Below are 24,983 nucleotides of genomic sequence, written 5' to 3' on the forward strand. Positions count from 1 at the left end.
ATGCAAATCCGTAACGTACAACCGGAACAGCTGGACAGCGTGCCATACGATGACGAGGTGGCCCGCCGCATTCACCGTGACATTTATCGCTTCAATCAACTGATGGGCAACTTCCGCTGGACCAGCAACGTATTGAAAAATTCGCTACGCCCGGGCGATCGCGTTTTGGAAATCGCCGCGGGACGAGGCCAACTCATTCAACGGCTGCATAAAGAAGGCGAGTTGATTAAAGCTGGCCGTGTCGCGGCATTTGATGCCGCCTGCCCCCGCCCGCCGGATTGCCCGTCCGACGTTGAGTGGTCGGTTTGCCGGGCTGAAGAATTCACCGATTACGCCGATTTCAATGTGATTATCAGCTGCCATTTCCTACATCAGTTGGAAGACTCGGCCCTACACTCGCTCGGCCACATTTGCAGTCACGTCGATGTATGGATCGCGGCCGAGCCACGCCGACATTTACTCGCCACATCACTCTGCCGGGCCAGTGCACTCATCGGAATGAGCCGTGATGGAATCGGGGACGGTTTAACCAGCATTCGTGCGGGATTCCGAAAACAAGAACTCCCGCAATTACTCGGCCTGCAGAAGGAGCATTGGCAGCTCGAAACGAATGAAACACTGCTGGGCCGCTATGGACTGTTTGCGGAACGGAAATCCAGAAAAGAAGAGACATGTATTTAAAATCAATTGCCTCCGCCGTACCACCGAAGAGCTATTCGCAGCGCGAGTGCTGGGAAAGTTTGCGTGACTCCGCAACCGGACAGCGACTTCGCGCCGGTTCGCTACGCTTGGCTGAACGCATCATGCTGGGCGACAGTGGCATCGACAAACGGCACTTCGCCATTCAACCGGGCAACGGCCTCTTTGAATCGAGTGCGTCGCAGCTCAACGAAGCTTTCGAACGCGAAGGCCCGGCACTGGGACGCAGAGCTTTGCGATCGGCACTTGAACAGGCGGAAATGAACGCCTCTGAGCTGGATGCGCTTTTCGTCTGCACCTGCACCGGCTATTTATGCCCGGGCCTGAGCAGCTATCTGGCAGAATCAATCGGACTTTCTCCGGCCGCTTATCTTCAGGATATCGTGGGTCAGGGCTGCGGAGCGGCCATCCCCACTCTGCGCTCGGCCAGTCATTTTCTTGCGGCGCACCCCGATGCCCGTGTCGCAGTGCTCGCGATCGAAGTTTGCAGTGCCGCCTTTTACATCGACGACGATCCGGGCGTGATTATCAGCGCTTGTCTCTTTGGTGATGGTGCGGCCGCGACCATCTGGCACGGGGATGAGGCGGCCGGAGGTCTCCGGCTCGACCAATTCGATACCGTGCACATTCCCGAAGATCGGGGGCTTTTACGATTCACTTCGCGGCAGGGCAAGCTACGCAATATCCTCTCTCCTCTGGTGCCAGAGCGGGCCGGCGAGGCGGTACGGCAACTCCACCAGCGGGCCACCCTTTCTCCGGGGGCCCTGCCCGTGCCCCATCCCGGAGGACGTGAGGTGCTGCGGGCGATCGACCAGGCACTACCCGCTTCCTGTCCACCGGAGGCAGCGAACGTACTGCAACAATACGGCAATATGAGCAGCCCCAGTGTGCTCTTTGTTCTTAAGGAAATTCTCAAGCGTGAGGAACTCCCGGACGAGCTCTGGCTGACATCCTTTGGTGCCGGCTTCAGTTGCCACAGTTGCCGCGCCCAAGAAAAACCCACCCGTTCGTTTGATGCTGCGGAAGAATCGGCAACAGTAGAAGTATGAGTTACGATATTAAGGATAAAATCGCTCTCGTCACCGGGGCCAACCGCGGTATTGGCAAAGCTATTGTCGAAAGCTTCCTGAAGCACGGGGTCGCTAAAATCTACGCAGGTGTTCGCGCTGCCGACAAAGCCGAATCGCTCGTGGCAGAACACGGAGATAAAATCATTCCCATTGAAATTGACTACGAGAAGCCCGAGACGATCAAAGCAGCGGCTAAAACAGCGGGCGATGTCGAGGTCGTCGTGTCCAATGCCGGCATTCTCCTGGGCGCCCAGGTGATGGCCGACGATGTCATCGAAACCTTCCAAAAGGAACTGGATGTGAATGTTTACGGCTTGCTGCGCATGGCGCATGCCTTTGCGCCTGTCCTGAAAGCCAATGGTGGCGGGGCCTTCGTACAACTCAACTCGGTCGCTTCCCTGCGCAGCTTTCCCGACTTTGCCACCTATCCGGCCAGCAAGGCCGCCTCGTACTCCTTTACCCAGGCATTGAAGGGGGTCTTCGAGGAACAGGGCACCGCCATTCTCAGTGTCCATCCCGGCCCCATCGGCACCGATATGGCAAAATCAGCCGGGATCGAGGAGACCGACCCTCCCGCAGTCGTGAGCGAGGGCATTGTCGAAGCCTTGAAAGCCGGGCATTTCCATCTGTTTCCCGACAGCATGGCGAAAGACTTTGAGAAGACCTATCGCGCTTTCGCCGAGAGCATGATCGAGGGGGCCTAGGCAGGCTCTACCTTTTGCCGGCAAGGCCAACCCACGCATACACTTTATTCCCCCACCAGTCCCGCGGGAATCACTTTGCGGGCTTATATCACTTCTGCTTTTGAATTTGCAGGCACGAGACAAACATCATTCGCTGAATGCTCGACATGGAAGATGCCAACCAGCGGACGAGCCAGGAAAATAGTAGGAACGCCAAGAACGCTGAGCTCCAGCTCGGCCCCAACCACGGCACCTGGTACTCACGCGGCTACCTCCCCCATTTCGACCGGATCGGAAACCTCCAGTCGATCACGTTCCGCATGGCAGATAGGCTCCCTCAATCGAAGCTCAGTCAGTTGGAAGCGATCATCAAAGCCCTTCCGAAACAAGCCGACCCGGACAAAAGCAAGCGGGAACAAGTAGAAGCCTGGCTTGACGCCGGCATGGGATCTTGCGCCCTAAAACATCCACCTGAATCCCGTGAAAGCAAAGCTATGCGCCAAACCGGAGCAATGGCCCTACTCCAGCGCCAACCCACGTCACCAGGAACGCCGAGCTCCGGCTCGGCAGCACGATAAACCATGAAACGTATCTGCATCATTGGATCTGGTATCACTGCCTTGGCCACGGCATGGCAACGCACCCGTGATGGGGATGCCTGCACCGTACTGGAGAGCTCGCCGCAGATCGGCGGCGCGATCCAAAGTCATCGGCAAGGCGACTATCTCGCCGAGGAAGGACCGAACTCGATTCAGATCAACAGCCGTGAAGTGGATGATTTCCTGGCCAGTATCCCCGGCTTGGAGGAACGCATCACGGAGGCGAATCCGGCTGCTCAAAAACGCTATATCGTGCGCAGGGGCAAACTGCATGCGGTGCCAATGAATCCCTGGCAAGCGATCACGACCCGGCTCTGGTCGCTCGGAGGGCGAATGCGCGTGTTAAAAGAACCCTTCATCCGCTCAGCTGACCCGGACAGTGAGCAAAGCGCTGCGGACTTCGTCCGACGACGTCTCGGTGAAGAACTCTATCAATACGCGATCAACCCCTTGATCGGTGGCATCTACGCGGGTGACCCGGAACAACTCTCCCTGCGTTACGCCTTTCCCAAGCTGCATGCATTGGAACAAAACCACGGAGGACTGATCCGTGGTTCGATCGCTAAAATGCGCGAGGCGAAACGAAGCACCGCCCCAAAAGTAAATAAACGCATCATTTCATTCAAAGACGGCCTGGGAGAATTGCCCCAGCTGTTGGCCAGTGCCTTGAAAGATGCTTGTCATATTAACGTATCCATTGAGTCCATACAACGCGGCGACCAAAAGTGGTCTGTTGAATGGAATGGGGAGAGTCAAAGCTTCGACGAACTCATCGTCACCCTGCCTGCACATGCCCTGCACAAACTCCCCTTCCCCAAAAATGTGCGCGAGGCATTCGAACCGCTTGCAACCATCGACTATCCGCCCGTCTCCGTGCTCAGCCTGGCCTTCAAACGCAGCGATGTGAGCCATCCACTCGACGGCTTCGGCGCGCTCGTGCCCGAGTGCGAAAATCGTAATATCCTCGGAGTGCTCTTCCCCTCCACTCTCTTTGACGGACGGGCGCCGGAGGATGAAGTCCTCCTAACCGCATTCGTGGGAGGGGAGCGTCAGCCGGAACTCGCGACAAACGACACGGAACAGGTAAAAGGTATCGTTCTCGACGAGCTGCGTGAACTACTCGGTGTGCGGAGCGAGCCGACCTTCGTCCACCACCGCCACTGGCCCAAAGCCATCCCCCAGTATAAGATTGGCTACGGCAGCACCCTCGACCATATCGAGAAAGTCGAAAAAGATTACCCCGGCCTCAAGCTCGCCGGCAACTACCGCACCGGAATTTCTTTGTCCTATTGTATCGAAAGTTCGGTGCAGGCAGATCGTTGAGTGTTAAATCACACATGCCATGGGCATGGAGATGGCAGAAGACTACCATAGCTACAAAAGAACTCTTGCTAATATACCAATATTATTTCGTTTCGGTGTTAATATCGCATCTTGCGAACCCTTCTAAGGGCCGTTTTGCAGGTGGAAACACTTGCCCGCATCAAAGGTCATGGGCAATCGCCACCGTAAGACGAAAGGCTGGTTCGGCCGGTCTCCCTCAATGAGAGCCGCTCTTGTCGCCCCCCCCAGAGGGCAAAAACCGCCCTACCATTTTGCCAGAAAAAGTTACAGTTTGGTATCAGACCTTGGCCAAAGCCAATCCACCGCACTTGAACTGTCATCCGGACTTAACAATTGCATAAGTTCCGCAGCACCGCGACTCGCTTCCTCCGCAGCTTCGGCTGAGCTCGCTTCCAAAATTTCGTCGGCAAGCCTGGATGGTGTGGCCACTCCCTGAATGTATTCTTTATGCAGGGGACGGTCGAGCAGCAGGTTCGCGATGCCGATGTAAGGCACTTTGACCAGATAACGCCCCATCCAGTAACTAATCGGGTGCAGGCGATAAGCAATCGCACCGGGAATGCCGGAAAGCGCCACCGAAAGGGACATGGTACCGGAGCTCATCAGCACCGCGCTGGCGGGCATTTGCTTTTTCTCGTTGGAATGAAAACTGACTTTGTCCTGCAGTTTTGGATACGCCGTGAGAATCTCTTTCAACTGATCCAGAATCTGCCGGCTCGGATAGATCACACGGGCGAGCAGGTCGGGCTTCGCATCGAGCGCTTTGGCAAAACCATCGAGTAGCACGGGGAAAATACGGCTGACCGGAGTGCTTCGACTACCGGGCAGCAGCAGGATTGGGGCCTCAGCATCGTAAACAAATGGCATCTCGTAACCGGGCTGTACAAAGGGGTGGCCGACAAATTCAACCGGTAAATCCGTATCCTTGTAACAATCCACCTCGAATGGAAAAATCACACCGACGCGGTCGAGTAACTTAGCCATCTTAAAGCGGCGCTTGGCTTTCCAGGCCCAAATCTGGGGGCCGATGTAATAACTGAGTTCGATCTTCCCGCCGGCCTTGCGGCTGAGACCGCGTTGAAATAACTGGTCGGCCAGACGCAGATTGAATCCCGGATAATCCACGAAACAGATCTGCTTGGGCGGATGCTGCTCAATCCAGTCGAGGGTACGATGGAAGAGTGCCTTAAAGAAGTTGTAGTGTTTGAGCACTTCAACAAAGCCGACAATGGAGACCGCCGTCAGGTCGTAGAGAAGTTGCGCTCCTGCAGCCTGTAGTTTTTCGCCACCCAAGCACGCTATCTTGAGCTCCGGATCCTTCGCTTTCAGCTCAGCCACCAGGTGCGCGGCGTGCTCGTCGCCGGAGTGCTCGCCCGCAACGATCAAGAGATCCGGCGGTCGGTCGACCGGCTCGGGCAGCGCGGGAACGCCCGACGTCAACCCTACAACGTCCGACGCGGAATCCTTCTTCGGCCTTCGATCTTCGCTATTCAATGCTCTTCCCGTTCAACGTTTGATGTTCGATGTTCAACCACCCTGCCCGGCACGGATCATCTCCGTGATTTGGATCGCCACTTCGAGGGCTGTTTTGCCCAATTCGGCACCGACCTTAGGCTGGCCGGTATCGCGCACGACCTGTGCAAAGGACGCCAGTTCCAGTTTCAGCGGCTCGTCTTTTTCGATGGGAATTTCCTCACGCACCAATTCCGAGCCTTCTTTGCGCAGGAAGTGTCCGCTCTGGTTCATAAAATCCAGCGACAGGTAATTGGCCGGCTGGAAAACGCGGATCTCCCGCACCTTCTTTTGGCTCACCCGACTGGTGTTGATATTAGCGACACAACCGTTCTCAAAAGAGATGCGTGCATTGGCAATGTCCTCACTTTGCGAGAGCACGTTCACCCCCACCGCATCAATATGCTTAATCGGCGAACGGACCAGAGCTAGAATCACCCCGATGTCGTGAATCATCAGGTCGAGAACCACGCCAACCTCAGTCCCTCTCGGATTGAAGGGGGCCAGCCGGTCAGCCGTCAGAAACTGCGGCTGGGTCACGGCGTTTTCCAGATAGCCCATGACCGGATTGTAATGCTCGATATGACCGACCTGCACAATGCAGCCGTTGGCCTTGGCCGCGGCCAGGATCTCCTCCGCTTCCGCGAGACTGGTGCAGAGCGGCTTTTCGATCAACAGATGGCAACCTCCCTGAAGCAAGGGTACCGCCACGTCGCAGTGCTTATCGGTGGGCACGACCACGCTCACCGCATCACATTGCTTCGCGAGTTCCTCCGCGGTCGAAAAGCGTTCGCAGTTGTAGAGCTTACAAATCTCCCCGGCACGCGCGTCATCAGCTTCCACGATACCGACCAGTTCCGTCTCCTTAAGCGCCGCATAAATGCGGGCATGATGCTGGCCCAGATAACCGGTGCCGATCACACCACAGCGAATTTTATTGTCGTCCATACAAACAATAAGCGCTGGATCGGCTAGCCTGACAAGGCGGGAAATCCATCGGGTCATTGATTGTAATCGGGAAAGGCCAAAGCCGAAGGGCTTCGGCTACGTTCTGAATAGTCTCTCCTCGTAGCCGAACGCCTTAGCGTTTGGACCCGGCCACGCTTTATCCCCAAGGCCTACCGTCCAAAGCCGAAAGGCTTCAGCTACCTAGACTACCCTATTACACGATTCGTATTTCCATATTGGCATTCACCGTGTAGCCGAATGCCTTCGCATTTGGCCGCCCCAAATAAGTTTAAAACATCTGTTTGAAAAACCGGGCGTATAGGTCTAGCCTATCATTACAGAAAGTTAAGATGAGCACATCCGCACCACAGAAAATAGCCGACAAGACACGAGGGCAGATCGTCGAGGCGGCTGAGAAACTCTTTGCCGAGAAAGGGTTCCGGGCCATGACCCTGCGGGCCGTAACCAAGGCGGCACACGTCAACCTGGCGGCAGTCAATTATCACTTCGGATCGAAGACCAATTTGATGCGTGCGGTCATCCAACGAAGGATGGAACCCATCAACGCCGAGCGTATTGAGCGCCTGAATTCACTAGTGGCAGAGCACTCACCCGAACCTCTTCCACTCGAAGCGATTTTCGAGGCCCTTTTCCGGCCTCTTTTCGAACACGCGACTACGGAGAAAGGGAATGACCACACCTTCATGCAGATGGTGGGACGGGCTTTAACGGAGCCGGCCGACTTCATGCGCAACATGCACAGGGAATTCTTTGCCGAACTCTCCAGGCGTTTCCTTACGGAATTGAAACGCAGCTGCCCGGAACTTTCCGAGCAGGCACTGCAGCTGCGCTTCTACTTGTCCGTCAGCACCATGCTGGGCACGATCATCGAGCAGGTTCGCCTGGAAAGTATTTCAGGCGGTAAGTTGAGCGGCAAGGATCTCGATAAAATCTGCGACGAGCTCACCGCTTTTGTTGTCGCCGGCTTCAAACAAGCCTGATCCTACGTGAAATATTTTGCCCACAGTCTATTGATTCTTCTCCTGGCAGGTTGTGCCAGTGCTCCGACGCCGAGCGAGGCTCCGGACATCAATTTACCCACCGCATGGACCGCTGCGGCCAGCAACCAGGACATCCCGCAAAATTGGCTGAAGGATCTGAACGCTCCCAAGCTGGAAGCTTTGGTAGAAGAGGCCATGCAACACAACGCCGACCTGCAGCGGGTGACAGCTGTGCTCGGCCAGAGCATTGCCGAGGCGCGCATCGCCGGTGCCGACCTGATGCCCTCGGCCAACCTGGGTCTGGATGCGGCACGTCAAAAGATCAGTACCTTCGGGCCGAGTTCGACCGGCGGGGTCATTTTTGAAAACTACAATCTCGGCCCGAATCTTAGCTGGGAAATCGACCTCTGGGGGCGCCTCCGCAATCTGACCTCGGCGGCTCTGGCCCGCGTGGAAGTAAGCCAGGCCGAACTTTATGCCGCACGTCTCTCCCTGGCGGCCCAGGTAGCCAAATCCTGGTTCAACCTGGTCGAAGCGGAACAGCAAGTTGCCGAAGCGGGACGCACCGCAGAAGCCTATCAGGAAAACCTCAAGACATTGGAGTCCCGCTTTAAGCGGGGCCTGGCGGAAGGTCTCGACCTCCGCCGAACCCGCACCCTTGCCGCGTCAGCAAAAGCCGATCTGGCCACCCGGCGGCGGGCCTTGGATGCCGCCAGAAGAAACCTTGAGGTACTACTCGGCCGCTATCCGGAAGGCGATATCGATCCCAAGCGCGCCTTACCTACGCTGCCGGAGACCATCCCTGCAGGCATTCCCGCCGATCTCATCCAACGGCGCCCGGACCTGGTCGCCGCGGAACGACAACTCGCCGCCGTGGACCAGGAACTGCGGGCCCGCAAGAAGGACTTGCTTCCGAAAATCAGCCTGACGGCCTCTACCGGCAGATCGTCACAGGCCTTTAACAACCTGCTCGACAGCGATTTTTCCGTCTGGTCGCTGGCCGGAAACCTGAGCCAGCCTATTTTTCAGGGGGGCCGTATTCTGGCCAACGTTGACCGCAGTGCCTCGATCAAAGAGCAGGCCAGAGCCGCCTACCTCAACACCGCTCTGCAGGCATTCCTTGAGGTGGAAACCACCCTCGCCGCCGAGGCGTATCTGAGAAACGAATACGCACATCTGAAGACGGCGGCCGACGAGGCCAATGCCGCCGAGGAGCTGGCATGGGACCGCTACCGCAAGGGCACCTCGGACTTCCTCAACGTTCTCGACAGCCAGCGAACCGCGGCAACGGCGCGTGCCCGCCTCATTCGCGTGGAGAATCTGCTGCTGCAGAACCGTATCGATCTTTACCTCGCACTCGGCGGGCCTTTTACCACTGAATCATGAAACGTCTAGCCCCCATTCTTATCCTGCTTCTGGCCATCGGAGTTACCGTGGGCCTTTACACCCTTCGCCCCGAACCGAGCGAGGTCGCCCCGGAACGGCCCGCGACCAAAGTCGAAGCGATGAGCGTGCAGCCGGAATCCGTCCTCCTGACGGTGGACAGCCAGGGCACGGTGCTCCCGAAGATCGAGACTGAGTTGGCGGTCGAAGTCAGCGGACGAATCATCGAAATGTCGCCGAACTTTCGCGCTGGTGGACGCTTCGAAGAGGATGACGTGCTCTTCCGTATTGATCCGGCCGATTACGAAGCCGCCGTCGCGGCCCGCGCCGCGGATCTGGCGACAGCCGAGCTCGGCCTCGCCCAGGAAGAAGCCCTGGCGGAACAAGCCGCAGCAGACTGGGCGGCCCTGGGGGAAGGCGAAGCCAGCGACCTGACCCTACGCAAACCTCAGCTGGCACAAGCAAGCGCCCGGATCGAAAGTGCGAAAGCAGCGCTGAAACGGGCCAAGCGTGACCTGCGCAGGACCGAAATACGGGCACCCTACGACGGACGCGTGCTCTCGAAGACGGTCGACCTCGGGCAATATGTCATGGCAAACCCCGCAAATCCGGTGGCGCGTATTTACGCCACGGATACGGCGGAAGTCCGCCTACCATTGGCGCAGGACGAAATCGACTACCTGATCGACCCCGAACTGCGTGAAAGTGACGTCACCCTCCACAAGGAGGGTGCCTCCGGGCGACAGGAATGGTCGGGCCGACTGGTTCGCTTCGAAGCCACCATCGATCCGTCCAGCCGCTTGACCTATGCGGTGGCCGAAGTGGATGCTCCTTTCGAAAACGGGCTGCGCCGCGGCATGTTCGTAACAGCCGAAATCGAGGGACGCCGATTGGAATCTGCCTACGTGCTGCCACGCTACGCACTGCGTGGGAGTGACAGTATTTATCTCGTCACGCCGGAAAAGACCCTGGTCACCCGATCGATCGAGATTGTCAAAACCGACGCAGAGCAAGCCATCCTATCCGGAGGTCTCAACCCCGGCGACCAAGTTGCCACCAGCCCGATCGCCTACTTCGTGGAAAATATGCCGGTGGAAATCATTAATAACGACTGATGGCTAATTGCTAAGGCCCACAACCACCCACCACTCAACAACTCAACCACTCAACGACCCGCCACTCACCACTCAACGACCCACAAACACACCTTGATCAAATGGTTCACAGAAAACGGCGTCGCCGCCAACCTACTCGCGGGAATCGTCATCGCGACGGGTCTGTTTGTGGCCTCGACGATTAAGCTGGAGCTCTTCCCCGAGCTCGATCTCGACATTGTCAGTGTTGGTGTCCCCTACCCCGGCGCCGCCCCGGAGGAAGTAGAGAGCGGGATCGTCGAACTGATTGAGGATCGGATCCAGGACATCGACGGCATCAAGCGGATCAACTCGACCGCAGGCGAAGGCTTCGGCTCCCTGAACATTGAAGTGGAGCGTGGCTACGATGCCACCGAGGTGCGCGACAAGGTAAAGGTCCGTATCGACGGCATTACGAATTTCCCGGAAGAAGCGGAAGAGCCGAACGTCGAGGAATTGTTGATTCGCAACGATGTCATTTCCCTGGCGATCTACGGGGACACGGACCTGCGCATTCTCAAAGACGTGGCGGAATACGTGCGCGACGAACTCAACGCCCGTGAAGACATCAGCCAGGTCTTCATTAAGGGGATCGCCAACTACGAGATTTCCATCAATGTATCCGAAGACTCACTACGGCGCTACGGACTGACCTTTGCGGAAGTGGTGCAGGCCGTGCGCAGCGCATCGGTCGACATTCCCGGCGGGGTCATCAAGTCGCAGGGCGGCGAGATCCTGCTGCGCACCACCGGCAAAGCCTACCGAGGCAGCGAGTTTAAAACCATGCCGGTGCTCACCCTGCCGGACGGTGGCGTCGTGACCGTTGCGGATATCGCCGAGGTCGATGACGGCTTTACTGACGACCGCCTGGAGACGGAATTCAATGGCGAGCGCGCGGTCCTGCTCAACATCTATGCGGTGGGCGATGAAAGCGCACTCGACGTATCGGAGCGGGTGCAGGCGTTTGCCAAAGAGATCCGGGCCGAGGTGCCCGCCGGTATCGAGATCGAACCCTTCCGCGACTTTACCTACTACCTCAAGGGTCGCCTGCAAATGCTGATCGAGAACGGCATCTACGGCCTTATACTCGTCTTTCTCATCCTCACCCTTTTTCTCCGCCCCTCGCTGGCTTTCTTTGTCATGCTGGGCATCCCTATTTCCTTTCTTGGGTCGATGCTCTTCCTCCCGGGACTGGGGATCAGTATCAACTTGGCCTCGCTTTTCGGCTTCATCCTCGTGCTCGGGATTGTGGTCGACGATGCCATCATCGTGGGCGAGAGCGTTTTCACCCAGTTCCAGAAACACGGCGGGCCGGGCGTAGCCGCCTCCGTTGCGGGTGCTCATAAGGTGGCCGTGCCCGTCACTTTTGCCGTACTCACGACCATCGTCGCTTTCATCCCGGTCCTGACCATTCCCGGTTTTCTGGGTAAATTCTTTTTCCCGATTCCAGTCGTCGTGATCGCCACTCTGATCTGGTCGCTCATCGAGTCGAAACTCATCCTGCCCTACCACCTCACACTCTGCAACGTGGGCGCGGGCCAGCGTGAGAAAATCGGCTGGTTGCGCCGCCAACAGCGTAAAGTCGCCGACGGCCTGGAACGTTTTGTCGAGCAGCGCTACCGCCCGGTTCTGAATTTCGCGATTTCCCACCGCTACAGCACAGTGGCGGCATTCGTCGGCTTGCTCATAGTCATGCTGGCCCTGCTCGGCGGGAAGCATATCGCATTCGTCTTCTTCCCCAAGGTGCCCTCCGATTACATCGTGGCCCGCCTGACCATGCCGGAAGGCACGCCCGTGGAACTGACGGAAGCCGCCATCGAAAAGATGCATGCCGGCTTGAACAAACTGGTCGAGGAGACCGAAAGCAAAGGACACGGCAATCCATTCGAAAACGTGGTCATTACAATCGGGAGCCAGCCTTTTGCCGGCGGGCCGAATCCGGGCCAGAATCTGACCGTGAGTTCCAACCAGGCGGAGATCGCGGTAGAAATGGTGAAACGTGAAGACCTGGCGGATGGAGGAAATATCGAGGAACTTTCCTCCCCCTATCTGGCAGACCGCTGGCGCGAGCTCATCGGCCCCATCGCCGGTGTGAAGCGTCTGAGTTTCGATGCCAATGCCGCCGGCCAGGGTGGCGATCCTATCAACATTCAACTCAACGGTCGCGACTTCGACCAGTTGCAGGCGGCATCGAAAAAAATCCGCGACAAGTTGGCCACCTATGAGGGCCTCTACGACATTCGGGACAACTTCAGCAGCGGCAAACGCGAGATCCAGCTCAAGCTCAAACCGACCGCCCTTTCGCTGGGCCTGAGGCAGCAGGATTTAGGACAACAGGTGCGCGCCGCCTTCTATGGCGTGGAAGCGCAGCGTATTCAACGCGGGCGTGACGACATCAAGGTCATGGTGCGCTACCCGCGCAGTGAACGCGAGTCGGTCGAATCTTTGGAAGAACTCCGCATCCGCACGCCGGATGGAAGTGAAGTGCCTTTTGCCGAAGTCGCGGAAGTCGCGATCACGGACGGCTTCTCCACCATCAACCGGGTGGACCGTCGACGGGTCCTCAACATTACCTCCGATGCCGACAAGTCGGTCGCCGATCTGGAGCTGATCAAATCCGAACTCAGCACGCCGAACCTGTGGGACGGGGTTCCGGGAATAATCCAGCGCTGGATCCGCGAACTTTCCGGTAAACACAACGGCCCCGGTGCCATCGACCGCATACTCGAGGATTACCCCGGCATCAGCTGGAGCTTCGAAGGCGAGGCCCGGGAACAGGCGGACATCTTCGCCAGCCTTGCCCGCATGACATTGATCGCACTCTTTATTATTTATGCCCTGCTGGCCATACCACTGAAGTCCTACCTGCAGCCCTTCATCGTCATGGTGGTTATACCTTTCGGCCTGATTGGCGCGATCGGCGGGCACGTCATCCTCGGCCAGTCGGTCAGTATTCTTTCCATCCTCGGCTTCGTCGCCCTCGCTGGCGTCGTGGTGAATGATTCGCTCGTTCTGGTCGACTTCATCAATCAGGAACGGGCCGAAGGCATGCCCCTGCGCGAAGCGATCATCGAGTCCGGCGTAGCCCGTTTTCGCCCCATCATCCTCACCTCGCTCACCACTTTCGCCGGGCTCCTGCCCCTCCTCTTCGAGACCAGCCTGCAAGCCCAGTTCCTCATCCCCATGGCCACCTCACTCAGCTTCGGCGTGCTCTTCGCCACCTTTATGACCCTGTTGTTGGTCCCCGCCTTTTACACCATTCTCGAGGATGGGCACGATTTCGTCGCGAGGCTGTTGCATAAAGCCGGCCCGTGAACCCCCTAGTATCCCTTCGCCAGACGGATGGCAAATCTGGCTTTGGTGCCGCAACAGTCAGACCTCGCCACTGACTGGCTCCTTCAGCTCACAAGCAGCCCAGCGGGCTCAGCGTCGGGTCTTTATGATCCTCCACCACCGGCAGACTTCCGTCACGCAGATGATAAAGAGAAAATTGAATCCAATCTGCGTCCATCCGCCAGCCTGAGTGAATCGCTCCGTGCACCCTCTGATCATTCACCAGGGCGTAATCTTCTTCAACCAGTCCGGAGCCTGTTCAAATTTGGGCGGCTCGCGCGTCTCCCTGGGCCGTTCTTTTTCCGGGTGTGTCAATTCCAGCTTATTGATTTGAATCGAGGAACGTTCATGCACACCGAGTCCCAGGCTGGTGGCAAAAGGCAGTTGCCGAGGCAGCGGGTCGATTTCGGGAAAGCCTTCGAGGCGACGCATGTGGTTGATGCGGTCGTAAAGCAAACGATCCAGGGCCACCGGATCGCTGCTCATCCAGAGGCGGGGCTCGGAGCGCGTGTAGATGGCATTGAAAAAAGGCCCGCCGATAAACTGGTACGCTTCCAATGAGACGAAATTGAGCACCAGGCGTTCGGCCAGTTCGGGAATGGCGGCGATCTCCGCGACGGCCGCCGAAGCCGTGGCCTGATTGACCAAAAAGCGGCGACTGTTACTGACGTTCCACAAGGTCGCGCTGGCCAGAGCGCCATCCACACCCAGTGCCGGGTCATCCACACCCACAGCGAAGTTGATCCAAAAATCGACTTCAAACAAGAGCGGCTCGGGTAGAAAACTTTTGCGCGCTTCGTCCCCCTCCTTCAAAGAGTCGCGGTTTCGACCTTCCAGCATCAACCGGGGCTCTTGTTGATACGCAGCTGGCAGGGGGCTGTCGTAAAACCATTCGGGGTCGTAATATTTCTCACTGTCCAGTGCCAGAACACGGACTCCGTTGAAACGTTTATTCGGGCTGCTGAGCGACGGCATAATTCCAGCGGACCGAAGGCTGTGCGCCGAATAATCCACGATGTAAATATCGTTGCGCCCGAAGCCACGGCTTTCGAGGGAAGCGATCATGGCACGTAACAATTCGGGCGGGGTGCTCAAGCCGGCCCCGCCACGGGTGTTAACCTTCAGCCCCACCCGACCGCGCTCCCCGGGCACAAGTTGCTCGCCCTGTGACGTTTCGTAAGCGGAGAGCAAGGCTTCCACCTCGGTGTAGTAGTCCGTCTGATAGGCAAGCGGCGCTTCCCAAACCAGCCCGAGCGGGGCCTTTTTGACCAGATCAGCCGCACCAACCATCGACACGGCGCACAACATCAGTATGACATAGCTGAGACCATGCCGCAGCCTATCCACTTGACAGCCATAGACCTGCCGCGAAAGTGAAACCTCGACCTCGTTATGTATTCTACGGTGCACACACTGCACGAAATTCTCAGCCATGTTTAACGCAACTCTCAAACGTATACTCTTCATCCTCTTGATTGCGACAATGGCCGGACTGGCAGGTTGCAGCAGCCCGGAAGAAAAACGCGCTCAGCAAATCAATCAGGCTCTCGAACTCTCCAGCCAGGGGAATAATGCGGAAGCACTTCAAATCCTGGAGTCGCTGACGGAGCAATACCCCAACGACGCCGAGATTCTGCAGGCCATCGGCGGGATTTACACGTCGGAGGATGACCACACCATGGCGTCCTTCTATCTTGAGCAGGCACACTTGCAAAACCCCGAGGATGTCGAACTTCTCTACCAGGCCTATCAATCCCTCGAAGCTGCCGGGCAGCCCAGCGGGCAAAGCCTGGAAAAACTGGCAAAACTCTCCCCTGAAACCATGTCGGACGAGCTCTGGGTGTCACTCGGCGCCTATCGGGCTGGCAACAACCAAACCGAAGCCGCACTGGACGCCTACCTGAAGGGCGTGAACCCGGAAAAAAAAGAACCGGCCCCGGAAACAGCGGCTGCCATCGGACAACTTTTCGCCAGACTGGGGAATAACGCACAAGCTGCGGAGTGGCTCGAAATCGCCGCCGATAACGACGCCCCCTCCGCACTGACTGCGCTTTTCGGACTGCTCCAAATTCAGCTCAGCCAAAAAGAATGGGCCCAAGCCGAAGCCACGATCGCGCGTCTGAACAAACAATTCCCCGGAGCGGTCGAAGCCAGTCAGTGGAAGCAGGCCAGCGACGAACTCAAACGCTGGCGAGCGGCCCAGGAAAAAATGAAGGCCGAGCTGGCCGCGGCCGAGGAAGCGAAGAAAAAAGCGGATGAAGCCGAGAAAGAGGATGAAGTCGTTGAGGTGGCTAATGCCGATAGCGAAGCACCGGAACAAACCGAAGGAGCCGCCTCTACAGAAGAGACAACTGATAGCGGCAAGGCACAGGTGATTGCCGATCTCGAATCCGCCGAAGCCCTGGCCAACAAGCCGGCGGAGGAAGCGGAACCCGGCGGGCAAGCCGGTCCTGATCCGACGGCAGTCGCAGAGGAAACTCCGGACGAAGCAAAAACCATCGCATTTGATCCGAACATTGCCATTCAACCGGCCGATCCGGACTTTGATATCTCTGTCAGCTTCGACGAGCAAGCGAGCGCCCCCGAGACCAGCTTCAGTACAGAGCCAGGCGCAGACATTGCCACTGCCGAAGCCATCGAACCCGCGGAGCCCATTGATCCGGTCGAAGCGACACCTACAATCCGCCCGGCCGAGCAGCCCAAGACTCTGGAAGAACTACTCGCCGAAGCCGAGGCTGCTGAAGTCGACCGCGACTACAAGAGCGCCATTCGCAAGTATTGGGCCGCCATCAGCATCGCGAACAACCGGGCGGACGTCTGGAACCTGCTCTCCCGTGCCTACCTGATCGACGGCCAACTGCAGAACGCCGATACCGCCGCACTCGAAGCGGTTCGTCTCAAACCAAAGGAAGTCGCCTACACGCTGGACTTTTTACGCGTGGCCCAGCGTTCCCGTCCGGCCAAGGAATTTCTGGCCCAACTGGAAACAGCCTACGACCGCTTCCCTTCCAGCCCAGAGATTACCCTCTCTCTCGCCCGCGCCCACGAGCGTATCAGCAAAGACAAATTTGTCGCACGCAATCTGTACCTTCGTTTCATCGACATCGCGCCCAATCATCCCCTGGTCCCCGAAGCACGACAAGCCGCAGCTCGCTTGCGGGAGTGAGGGTGAAAGTGAGAGTGAAAGTGCAGGTGACCGTTTAATATGAAACTTGATGAATTCGGTGCTCTTATCAAAGCAAACGAACTCTTTGACCTGGTAGTCGAAGATATTTTAGCACTCGAAAGATCCTTCGGCATCCGGCGGCTCGCCGATCAACAGGTAGGTACAGCCGACTTCATTGCTGCGAACATCGAAGAAGGCTACGGACGGGGCAGTCAACGCGTGTATGCTCAATTCCTGATAATCGCCCGGGGGTCTGCCCAGGAAACCAAAGGCCCCTATGGAAGGATGAAACACTGGTTCTCTGCAGAAAAGATTGAAGCACGACAGTCGCTTTGCGATGAAATCATCGGCATCCTGACTGCGACAATAACCACGCTGAAATCGAAATAAGATATTAGCCAATTTTCACCTTCCCTCTCACTTTCACTCTCACCTTCCCTTGCCAAGAATTGCACAAAGGTCGATCGAAGCGATCAAGCACCAGGTCAACCTGGTTGATATTGTTTCGCCCTACGTTCAGTTGAAGCGCGCCGGTCGATCCTGGAAAGGGCTTAGCCCCTTCACCACGGAAAAGACCCCTTCGTTCTACGTGCACCCCGACCGGGGCTTTTTCAAGTGCTTCAGCACGGGTGAAGGGGGCGACTGCTTCAGCTTCGTCATGAAGATGGAGAATCTCGAATTCTACGAAGCGATTGAGTTCATCGCCAAGAAATACAATATCACCCTCGAATACGAGGAGGGCGGTCCCTCGCGTGAGGAGATGTCACTCCGCAAGCAAATCTTCGAATTGCATGAGCTCGCCTGCGACTGGTTTCATCGTCAGTTGGTGGAATCCAAGGAAGCCGCACCGGTTCGGACCTACTGGAAGGAGAATCGCGGCTTTACCGGCGAGACGGCCAAGGAGTTCAAGATCGGCTATGCTCCGGCGGCAATCAACGCCCTTGCACTCTACTTCAAGGAGCGGGGCGTGACCACCGCCGCCATGCACCAGTCCGGACTTTTCTTCGCCCGGGACCGGGAACAGGAACACGCCAATTTCAAGTCGCGCTTCCGCGGACGGCTCATGATTCCGATACGTGATGTTCAGGGTCGGGTCGTCGCCTTCACCGCACGCCAGCTGGAACAAACTCCGCAAGACGACCCCGCCCGTGAGGCCAAGTACGTCAACTCCCCCGAAACCCCTATTTTTCACAAGGGCCGTATTCTCTTCGGACTCGACCATGCCCGTACGCACCTTAAGGAAGGTGACAGTTTTCTACTGGTCGAAGGACAGCTCGACGCCATCCGCTGCTGGACCGTGGGACTGCATACGGCCGTCGCACCCCAGGGCACGGCCATCACCGAAGAACAGCTGGCCCTGCTCAGCCGCTATGAACCCGCCTCGGTCGAATGTCTGCTCGACGGCGATGCCGCGGGGCGCAAAGCCGCCCTCCGCGCCCTCCCCCTCGCCTTTAAAGCGGGGCTGGAATTTCGCTTCCTCCTGCTGCCGGAGAAGGCGGACCCCGATGACCTGCTACGGACCGAAGGCGCGGCGGCTCTGGAACCCTTGCGCCAAAACGCCAAATCCGGAATTCAACTGAGCATCGAAGATGCCCTACCCGAGGACCATGCCCCCAGTACCCACGACAAGAGCGTCGCCCTCCGCAATATCTTTGAACTTCTCGTGCACGTCCCTTCGGAAGTGGCCCGGGAGGATTATATCCAGTCAGCCGCCCGTATTTTGAAGGTCGATGCACAGGCAGCCCTGCGTGACTACAACGCCGCCCAACGGATGCGTCCCCGGTCATCCGGCCCCAAAGAGGAAACATCCGCTCCTCCGGCCGCGAAAGACCCGCTATTGACACAAGCCACTTGGGAGCTACTTTGGCTCGTTTTACATCATCCCGAACATACAAAGACTCTTCCGGAACTTATTGATTACGAATGGATTAACTCGGATTCTCCAGCAGCGTGCATGCTTTCCAGAATATTGGCCGAACTCCGCGAAGGCCTGATTGATGATACCAGCGAGATCGATAAGCTCCTCGACAGCACTGAAGACCGACAACTGTTAGCCGATATTCACTCCCGAGATCTCGAGGTTGAAGAACCAGTTAAACAAATCGAAATTTGCTTAAATAAACTACGTCGTAAACATCACGAAACGCGCATCAAAGAACTGGAACAAACGATCCTCAACGCCGAACCGGCACAACGCGTCGGGCTCATGAAAGAGCGCAAGCAACTTGTCTCCGAACTCTCCAAACCACTGGAAATCTAGGACAAAACCAATTTTACAACACTCTCCTAACCTACATCACACGATCTATGTCAGCCGCTAAAAAGAAAACCGCGAAAAAGACTGCGAAGAAAACAGCTCTAAAAAAGAAGGCCCCGGCCAAGAAAGTCGCTGCCAGAAAACCGGCAAAGAAAACCGTCAGCAAGACGACCAAGAAAGCTGTCAAAAAAGCTCCGGCCAAGAAAAAGGCGGTGAAAAAGAAAGCTGCTTCCAAGCGAGCCCAAAAGACTGCGGCGAAAAAAGTAGCCAAGAAGACAACAAAAAAGGCCGCCAAGACAGCCGCCAAGAAAAAGGCCCCGGCCAAGAAAGTCGCTGCTAAAAAGACTGCGGCGAAAAAAGCACCCGCCAAGAAGGAGGTGACGACGGCCAGTGACCTCGATGTCGAAGCCGCGACCAAGAAAGTCGGCCGCAAACGCAAGCTGACCACCAAAGCCCAGGAGCGACTTAACGAACGCATCCGGGGACTGATTCGCCTTTCCAAGGAACAGAGCTTCCTCACCTACAAGGATATCAACAAAGCCCTGCCCGACTCGGTCAATAATCCGGAAGAGATCGAGAACGTCATCTCCATCCTCCAAAACCTGGAAGTCGATATTCTGGATGATTCCGAAGTCGAAGCCTTCAAGGCCCGTCAGGAAGAAAGCGAAGAAAAGGAAGTCCGCAGTTCACAAAACGACATTCTGGACGACCCCGTCCGCATGTACCTGAAGCAGATGGGCCAGGTGCCTCTCCTTACCCGTGAAGAAGAAGTCGCGATTTCGAAGCGCATCGAAAAAGCCGAACTTCGGGCACAGGACGCCCTCTTCTCCACGGCGTTGACGCTGGAGTTTCAGAACAACGTGGTGCAAAAACTCCTCAACCGCGAGGAGCGCTTTGACCGCGTCGTGCTCGATAAGAAAATCGAAAGCCGCGAAGCTTATTTCAACAGTCTGCCCAAGCTACTCGAAGAAGCCCACAAGCTGGGCGAGCGGATTTACTCGGCCTGGGACAGTTGTCAGAATGCCTCCAACGAATCGAACGCCAAGCGTGCCCGCACCCGAATGCGCAAATACGAGGAGGAACTGCGCAAGGTGCTGCGTAAATACTGCCTGAAGCTGAAATGCTTTGAGGATTTCCTCAACGGCCTCAGCCCGGTCTTCCGCGAGATCAGCAACCTTTACGATGACCTGGATACCGCCAAGCAGGTCACGGCCCGCCGCCGTAAGAAGGTCGACGTCCGCGCCGTCAACAAGCGCCTGAAAGAACTCAAGGCCGAGTTCAAGATGGAGCCCTCGGAGTTTCGCGACATCATCCGCGAAGTGCGCACCGGCATGCGTGAGGCCCACAAGGCCAAGACCGAGATGGTCGAGGCCAACCTCCGTCTGGTTATTTCGATCGCGAAGAAATACACGAACCGTGGTCTCTCCTTCCTCGACCTGATTCAGGAGGGCAACATGGGCCTGATGAAGGCTGTGGAAAAATTCGAGTATCGCCGCGGCTACAAGTTCTCCACCTACGCGACCTGGTGGATCCGTCAGGCCATCACCCGCTCGATTGCGGACCAGGCGCGCACCATTCGTATCCCGGTCCACATGATCGAGACCTTAAACAAGGTCATGCAGGTGCAGAAGCAATTGCTTCAGGAACTCGGCCACGAGCCGACGGCTGAAGAAGTTGCCGACGAAATGCGTCTGCCGCTTGAGCGCGTGCAAGCCATCATGAAGATGGCCCAGCAGCCTATTTCCCTGCAGAGCCCGGTCGGGGATTCCGACGACACCAACTTCGGTGACTTCATCGAGGACAAGGGGGCGGAAAACCCGTACGACATGACCGCCTATAGCCTGCTGCGGGAAAAGATCACCGACGTGCTCGACTCATTGACCGAGCGCGAACGCCGTGTGCTTTCCCTCCGCTTCGGTCTGGCCGACGGCTATTCCAGAACTCTGGAAGAAGTGGGTCGTCAGTTCAAGGTCACCCGTGAGCGTATCCGGCAGATTGAAGCAAAAGCGCTACGAAAGATGCGCCACCCCACCCGTATTCGCCAACTTCACGGCTTTTTTGAAGGTGATATTAACTTGGAGAAGCCGGGCATGGACAGTATCAAGCGTGAACACGAACAAGCCAAAAAATAAGTCTTTGAAAAACACATCCTTCACTCTCCTCGCACTGGCCGGCGCGCTGATGCTTGCCGCCTGCGGCGGTAGCAACAACGTGCGCATTACCGAAGGCACCGAAACGATCGGCAATGCGCCCTCGGGCACCTTGTTTACGACCAAAGAAGCGTCGATCGTCCACGTCGACCTATCCGGACGACTTGCCACGATTCGTAATGGCAACAAATTTGAGGACGGTGCCTTTCTCATGGTTAAAGATAAAGACGACGGCACCCAAACAGGCGTGCTCAAAGCACTGCCGAAGCGGGCGACAGGTCTGCGCACGGCCGACGTCCTTGAAGGCAGGCCCGACATCAATGACCTTGTGACCCGTGCTAGTGATGCCGAGGCATCTCGGCTCTCGAAAATATATCGTGACGCGGAACAATAATAAGGCTACGCTTACTTATAACGCTTTAATAGGACATCGATCATGCAACCACTCGCCTTTCTCCAAAACCTATCCAGCTGGGAAATTATTCTCATCTTCCTGGTCGTCTTGCTCTTTTTTGGCGCCAAGCGTCTTCCGGATCTCTTCCGTTCCTTCGGTAAGTCGCTCCGCGAATTCAAAAAGGCCACCTCCGAGATAGAGGACGACATTCGCACTGCGATGGAAGAAGAGCCCGAGGAAAACAAGCACGCACAACACCCAGCCCAAAAAGAGGCCACCACCGACCCGAAGCAGGTCGAAGCTTCCTCCGAAACCGATGAGAGCGATACAGAACCGGAAACGGAAGAAGAGAAAAAAGACAATGAGACTTCCAAGGCCTAGTCTTATCAAAAACACAGACCATACATAATTTCCCAAAAAGCGTGCTTCCGCAGGAGTGCGCTTTTTTTTATTTTCAATCATATGAGTAAGACCGGTATCCGACAAAAACTTCTTCAGCTCCTGGGAGCTAAAGATTACATCCCTCTGCGCCGCATGGAAATCGTCGCGGTGCTTAAGCTAAACAAGGACGAAACCAGGGAACTGCACACCCTGCTCGACACCATGCTGGAACGCGGCGAAATCGCCCGAATTAAAAAGGACCGCCTGTGCATCCCCGAGCAGGCCGACTTGATCAGCGGCCGGATCCTATTTCGTCAAAGCGGTGCCGCCACTCTGATGCCGGACGCTCAACCCGGACTCGGCGTTCGTGAAGGCTATCCCGTGTCCGCCGAAGACACCGGCGTCGCCATGCATGGCGACCAGGTGCTGGCCCGGATCAACGAACGTCCGCGTCGAAAATTTGACAAACGCGGTAAGGGCAAAGGGCGTAAAGGCCCGGCCCAGTATCAGGACCCCGACGCCAAGCCTGGTGTACGCGTTATTCGTATCCTCAAACGCGCCCGCGAAAGCATCGTGGGCACATTGGATCAGGGCCAGCACGCCAGCTTCGTCATCCCGGATGATCCGCGCATCATACAAGACCTGCTGGTCCCGGACCCGAAAAACTCGGGCATCCGGCCAATCCCGAAAAAGGGCGATAAAGTTGTGGTCAAGATGCTGGAATGGAAACAGCGCCACCTCAATCCGGAGGGTGAGATCATTGAAGTACTGGGCGAGACCCACGAACCGGACGCCGAGTTCAAGGCGATCCTTTACAAGTACGACCTCGATCCGAAGTTCCCCGCCGCCGTGGAGAAGCAGACCGAAAACATCCCGGACAAGGTCAGGGAAAAAGATATCGGCAACCGTATGGACTGTCGCGACCTGTTCACTTTCACAATCGACCCCGATGATGCCAAGGACTTCGACGATGCCCTCTCGGTTGAGAAAATAGAGGACGGGAAGGTGCGCATTGGCATCCATATCGCCGATGTCAGCGGATACGTAAAACCCGGAAGCCCACTCGATGTCGAAGCGCAGGAGCGGGGCAACAGCACCTACCTCGTCGGCACGGTGATTCCCATGCTGCCGCATGCCCTTTCCAACGGACTTTGCTCTCTCGTCGAGGCCGAAGACCGGCTGACCAAGAGTTGCTTCATCACCTACACGGACAAGGCCGAAATCGCCAATGTGGAATTTGCCAATACGGTGATTCGGAGCAAGAAACGCCTGACTTATGCCCAGGCTTTCGCCTTCATGACGGAAAAGAGCTTCGATAAGATCCGCGCCACCCCCCTGCCCCCCAAGCACCAGACCGGATCGACCGGGCGCCCGCTCTCGGAACTGAACAATCAGGAAATGCAGGCGCTGCAAACGCATATCCAGGATCTCTGGCACATCGCTTCGCAGCTTCGCAAGAAGCGTTTTCGCAAGGGCTCGCTCGATCTGGAAATGACCGAGGTAAAAATCTACGTCGACGAAGAAGGCTTTGCCGACCGCATTGAAAAACAAAGCCACGACGAAAGCCACCAGTTGATTGAAGAGTTTATGCTCTCGGCCAACGAACAAGTGGCCCGCGTGATGAAACGGGAGAACTTCCCCAGCCTCTATCGTGTGCACGATGAACCGGAAGAGGAAAAACTGCAGGAACTCCGCGAGACCATGATCACCTTCGGCGTGCCCTGCGGTAATCTCAGCAAACCTCGCGAGATGACTGCCCTGCTCAAAAAACTGAAAGAGCACCCGCAGGGCTATACCCTGAAAGTCCATGTCCTGCGCAGCCTCAAGCAGGCACAGTACCGCGCCAGTGCCGATGGCCACTACGGCCTCGCCAAGCCCGACTACACTCACTTCACCTCCCCTATCCGACGCTACGCCGACCTGGTTGTGCACCGGGTGATCGACACCTACCTGCATAAGATCGGGGCCGACTCCGCCCTACCCAACCCGGAGGTGCGTTATAGCACGAGTAAGTTGGAAGCACTGGGCGACCACCTCAGTATTACCGAACGCAACTCGGTCGATGCCGAGCGCGAGTCGGTCAAAACCAAGCTACTGGAATTCTACGAGCGGCAGTTGGAAAAAGACGATCAGCAGCATTTTCAGGCCGTCATTACCGACGTCAAAAATCATGGCCTCTACATTGAGCTCACCGATTCCCTCGCTTTCGGCATGGTCCACATCTCCACCCTCGACGATGACTTCTACCACCCGAACTCGGACGGCACCGCGCTCATAGGACGCCGCACGCGCCAATCCTATGCGCTCGGGCAACACATCATGGTCAAGGTGGAACGAGTCGACCGCTTCAAGCGACAAATCGACTTTCGAGCGATCAGCTCCAGCGATTCAAAAAAACCGGCCAAGAAGCAGGCCCGCGCAGGACGGCCGTTCGCCAAGCGCTCCAAATCACGCCGATCCGGTCCGACCGTCAAAAAAGCGGACTCGAAAGCGAACCCCAAAGACAAAGCGAAAAAAGGCAAAGTCCTGACCAAGCGCCCCCAAAAACACAGAAGGAAAAAGTGAGCCGGGCACACTTGCGAACCCAGCCCGAATCGACCGGTGTATGTTCCATACCAGTGCGTAACTTTTTCCGGTATTATTATACAAATTTAAAAAAGAATTGATACTTAATGGTTGTAGCGATGGCACGACACATGTCACGCCGTCTTGTCCGGCGTAACCCGGTGAAGACGGAAGCCTCGTTGAGCGTAGGCGGAGTGCCGTCGATTATCGCTCGAATAGATCGATCGACCTTGCTCTCGCAAGGTCGCTACGAGGACAAACCTTCTTCAAACTGGTATAAATAGCGATTTGTACCTATGGCAGCAACGCCCCGGCGTAGGGCGTAGTTCGGGTCCTCTGCCATCATCAGATCTTTTTGTAGTTAT

At 56.8% G+C, this 24,983-nt stretch carries 19 protein-coding genes; 16 read left to right on the forward strand and 3 right to left on the reverse strand.

Annotated elements, in window-relative coordinates:
* The 5 genes from DDZ13_RS05180 (at position 1) to hemG (ending at position 4,374) form a co-directional block, all read left to right on the forward strand.
* Positions 1-681 (forward strand): class I SAM-dependent methyltransferase, encoded by a 681-nt coding sequence (locus DDZ13_RS05180; RefSeq protein WP_110130376.1) that lies wholly within the window; start codon positions 1-3, stop codon positions 679-681.
* Complete coding sequence (locus DDZ13_RS05185; protein WP_110130377.1) at positions 672-1,748, forward strand: type III polyketide synthase; 1,077 nt, start codon at positions 672-674, stop codon at positions 1,746-1,748. Before DDZ13_RS05180 ends, DDZ13_RS05185 begins: the two co-directional genes overlap by 10 nt.
* A complete protein-coding gene (locus DDZ13_RS05190) occupies positions 1,745-2,473 on the forward strand; it encodes an SDR family oxidoreductase (protein WP_110130378.1) in 729 nt (242 codons plus the stop codon). The genes DDZ13_RS05185 and DDZ13_RS05190 overlap by 4 nt, the downstream gene beginning before the upstream one ends.
* A gap of 146 nt (positions 2,474-2,619) precedes the next feature.
* Positions 2,620-3,030 (forward strand): hypothetical protein, encoded by a 411-nt coding sequence (locus tag DDZ13_RS05195; protein WP_233246084.1) that lies wholly within the window; start codon positions 2,620-2,622, stop codon positions 3,028-3,030.
* Between the two features lie 3 nt (positions 3,031-3,033).
* Positions 3,034-4,374, forward strand: a complete 1,341-nt coding sequence (gene hemG, locus DDZ13_RS05200) for a protoporphyrinogen oxidase (RefSeq protein WP_110130380.1) — start codon at positions 3,034-3,036, stop codon at positions 4,372-4,374.
* A gap of 285 nt (positions 4,375-4,659) precedes the next feature.
* Here hemG and lpxB read toward each other — a convergent pair whose 3' ends face one another.
* Positions 4,660-5,889, reverse strand: a complete 1,230-nt coding sequence (gene lpxB / locus DDZ13_RS05205) for a lipid-A-disaccharide synthase (protein ID WP_233246085.1) — start codon at positions 5,887-5,889, stop codon at positions 4,660-4,662.
* Positions 5,890-5,922: 33 nt separating this feature from the next.
* The gene (locus tag DDZ13_RS05210) at positions 5,923-6,855 is read right to left on the reverse strand and encodes a Gfo/Idh/MocA family protein (protein WP_110130382.1); all 933 of its coding nucleotides are present in this window, start codon (positions 6,853-6,855) and stop codon (positions 5,923-5,925) included.
* A gap of 350 nt (positions 6,856-7,205) precedes the next feature.
* On the opposite strand from DDZ13_RS05210, the gene DDZ13_RS05215 reads away from it, so the two are divergent.
* From DDZ13_RS05215 to DDZ13_RS05230, 4 genes are all read left to right on the forward strand, one after another.
* Positions 7,206-7,856, forward strand: a complete 651-nt coding sequence (locus DDZ13_RS05215) for a TetR/AcrR family transcriptional regulator (RefSeq protein ID WP_110130383.1) — start codon at positions 7,206-7,208, stop codon at positions 7,854-7,856.
* A gap of 6 nt (positions 7,857-7,862) precedes the next feature.
* The gene (locus DDZ13_RS05220) at positions 7,863-9,242 is read left to right on the forward strand and encodes an efflux transporter outer membrane subunit (RefSeq protein WP_110130384.1); all 1,380 of its coding nucleotides are present in this window, start codon (positions 7,863-7,865) and stop codon (positions 9,240-9,242) included.
* Positions 9,239-10,354, forward strand: a complete 1,116-nt coding sequence (locus DDZ13_RS05225; protein WP_110130385.1) for an efflux RND transporter periplasmic adaptor subunit — start codon at positions 9,239-9,241, stop codon at positions 10,352-10,354. Before DDZ13_RS05220 ends, DDZ13_RS05225 begins: the two co-directional genes overlap by 4 nt.
* A gap of 93 nt (positions 10,355-10,447) precedes the next feature.
* On the forward strand, positions 10,448-13,687 hold the full coding sequence (locus DDZ13_RS05230; protein WP_110130386.1) for an efflux RND transporter permease subunit: 3,240 nt from the start codon (positions 10,448-10,450) through the stop codon (positions 13,685-13,687).
* A gap of 237 nt (positions 13,688-13,924) precedes the next feature.
* Here DDZ13_RS05230 and DDZ13_RS05235 read toward each other — a convergent pair whose 3' ends face one another.
* On the reverse strand, positions 13,925-15,139 hold the full coding sequence (locus tag DDZ13_RS05235) for a DUF362 domain-containing protein (protein WP_158279799.1): 1,215 nt from the start codon (positions 15,137-15,139) through the stop codon (positions 13,925-13,927).
* Here DDZ13_RS05235 and DDZ13_RS05240 point away from each other — a divergent pair.
* The 7 genes from DDZ13_RS05240 to DDZ13_RS05270 all read left to right on the forward strand — a co-directional run bounded on the left by DDZ13_RS05240 (position 15,138) and on the right by DDZ13_RS05270 (position 24,618).
* Complete coding sequence (locus DDZ13_RS05240; RefSeq protein ID WP_110130387.1) at positions 15,138-16,871, forward strand: tetratricopeptide repeat protein; 1,734 nt, start codon at positions 15,138-15,140, stop codon at positions 16,869-16,871. The genes DDZ13_RS05235 and DDZ13_RS05240 overlap by 2 nt on opposite strands.
* 39 nt (positions 16,872-16,910) lie before the next feature.
* Positions 16,911-17,261 carry a four helix bundle protein gene (locus tag DDZ13_RS05245; RefSeq protein WP_110130388.1) on the forward strand — a complete coding sequence of 117 codons (351 nt, stop codon included), beginning with the start codon at positions 16,911-16,913 and terminating at the stop codon, positions 17,259-17,261.
* 49 nt (positions 17,262-17,310) lie between these two features.
* On the forward strand, positions 17,311-19,131 hold the full coding sequence (gene dnaG / locus DDZ13_RS05250) for a DNA primase (protein ID WP_158279800.1): 1,821 nt from the start codon (positions 17,311-17,313) through the stop codon (positions 19,129-19,131).
* Positions 19,132-19,178: 47 nt separating this feature from the next.
* On the forward strand, positions 19,179-21,260 hold the full coding sequence (rpoD, locus tag DDZ13_RS15875) for an RNA polymerase sigma factor RpoD (protein ID WP_110130390.1): 2,082 nt from the start codon (positions 19,179-19,181) through the stop codon (positions 21,258-21,260).
* Between the two features lie 4 nt (positions 21,261-21,264).
* A complete protein-coding gene (locus DDZ13_RS05260) occupies positions 21,265-21,672 on the forward strand; it encodes a hypothetical protein (RefSeq protein WP_146209244.1) in 408 nt (135 codons plus the stop codon).
* 42 nt (positions 21,673-21,714) lie between these two features.
* Complete coding sequence (locus tag DDZ13_RS05265; protein ID WP_110130392.1) at positions 21,715-22,053, forward strand: Sec-independent protein translocase subunit TatA/TatB; 339 nt, start codon at positions 21,715-21,717, stop codon at positions 22,051-22,053.
* An 81-nt stretch (positions 22,054-22,134) separates the two neighbouring features.
* Positions 22,135-24,618, forward strand: a complete 2,484-nt coding sequence (locus tag DDZ13_RS05270; protein ID WP_110130393.1) for a ribonuclease R family protein — start codon at positions 22,135-22,137, stop codon at positions 24,616-24,618.
* Positions 24,619-24,983: the final 365 nt, after the last annotated feature.

The sequence above is a fragment of the Coraliomargarita sinensis genome (assembly GCF_003185655.1).
GTDB lineage: Bacteria > Verrucomicrobiota > Verrucomicrobiia > Opitutales > Coraliomargaritaceae > Coraliomargarita_B > Coraliomargarita_B sinensis.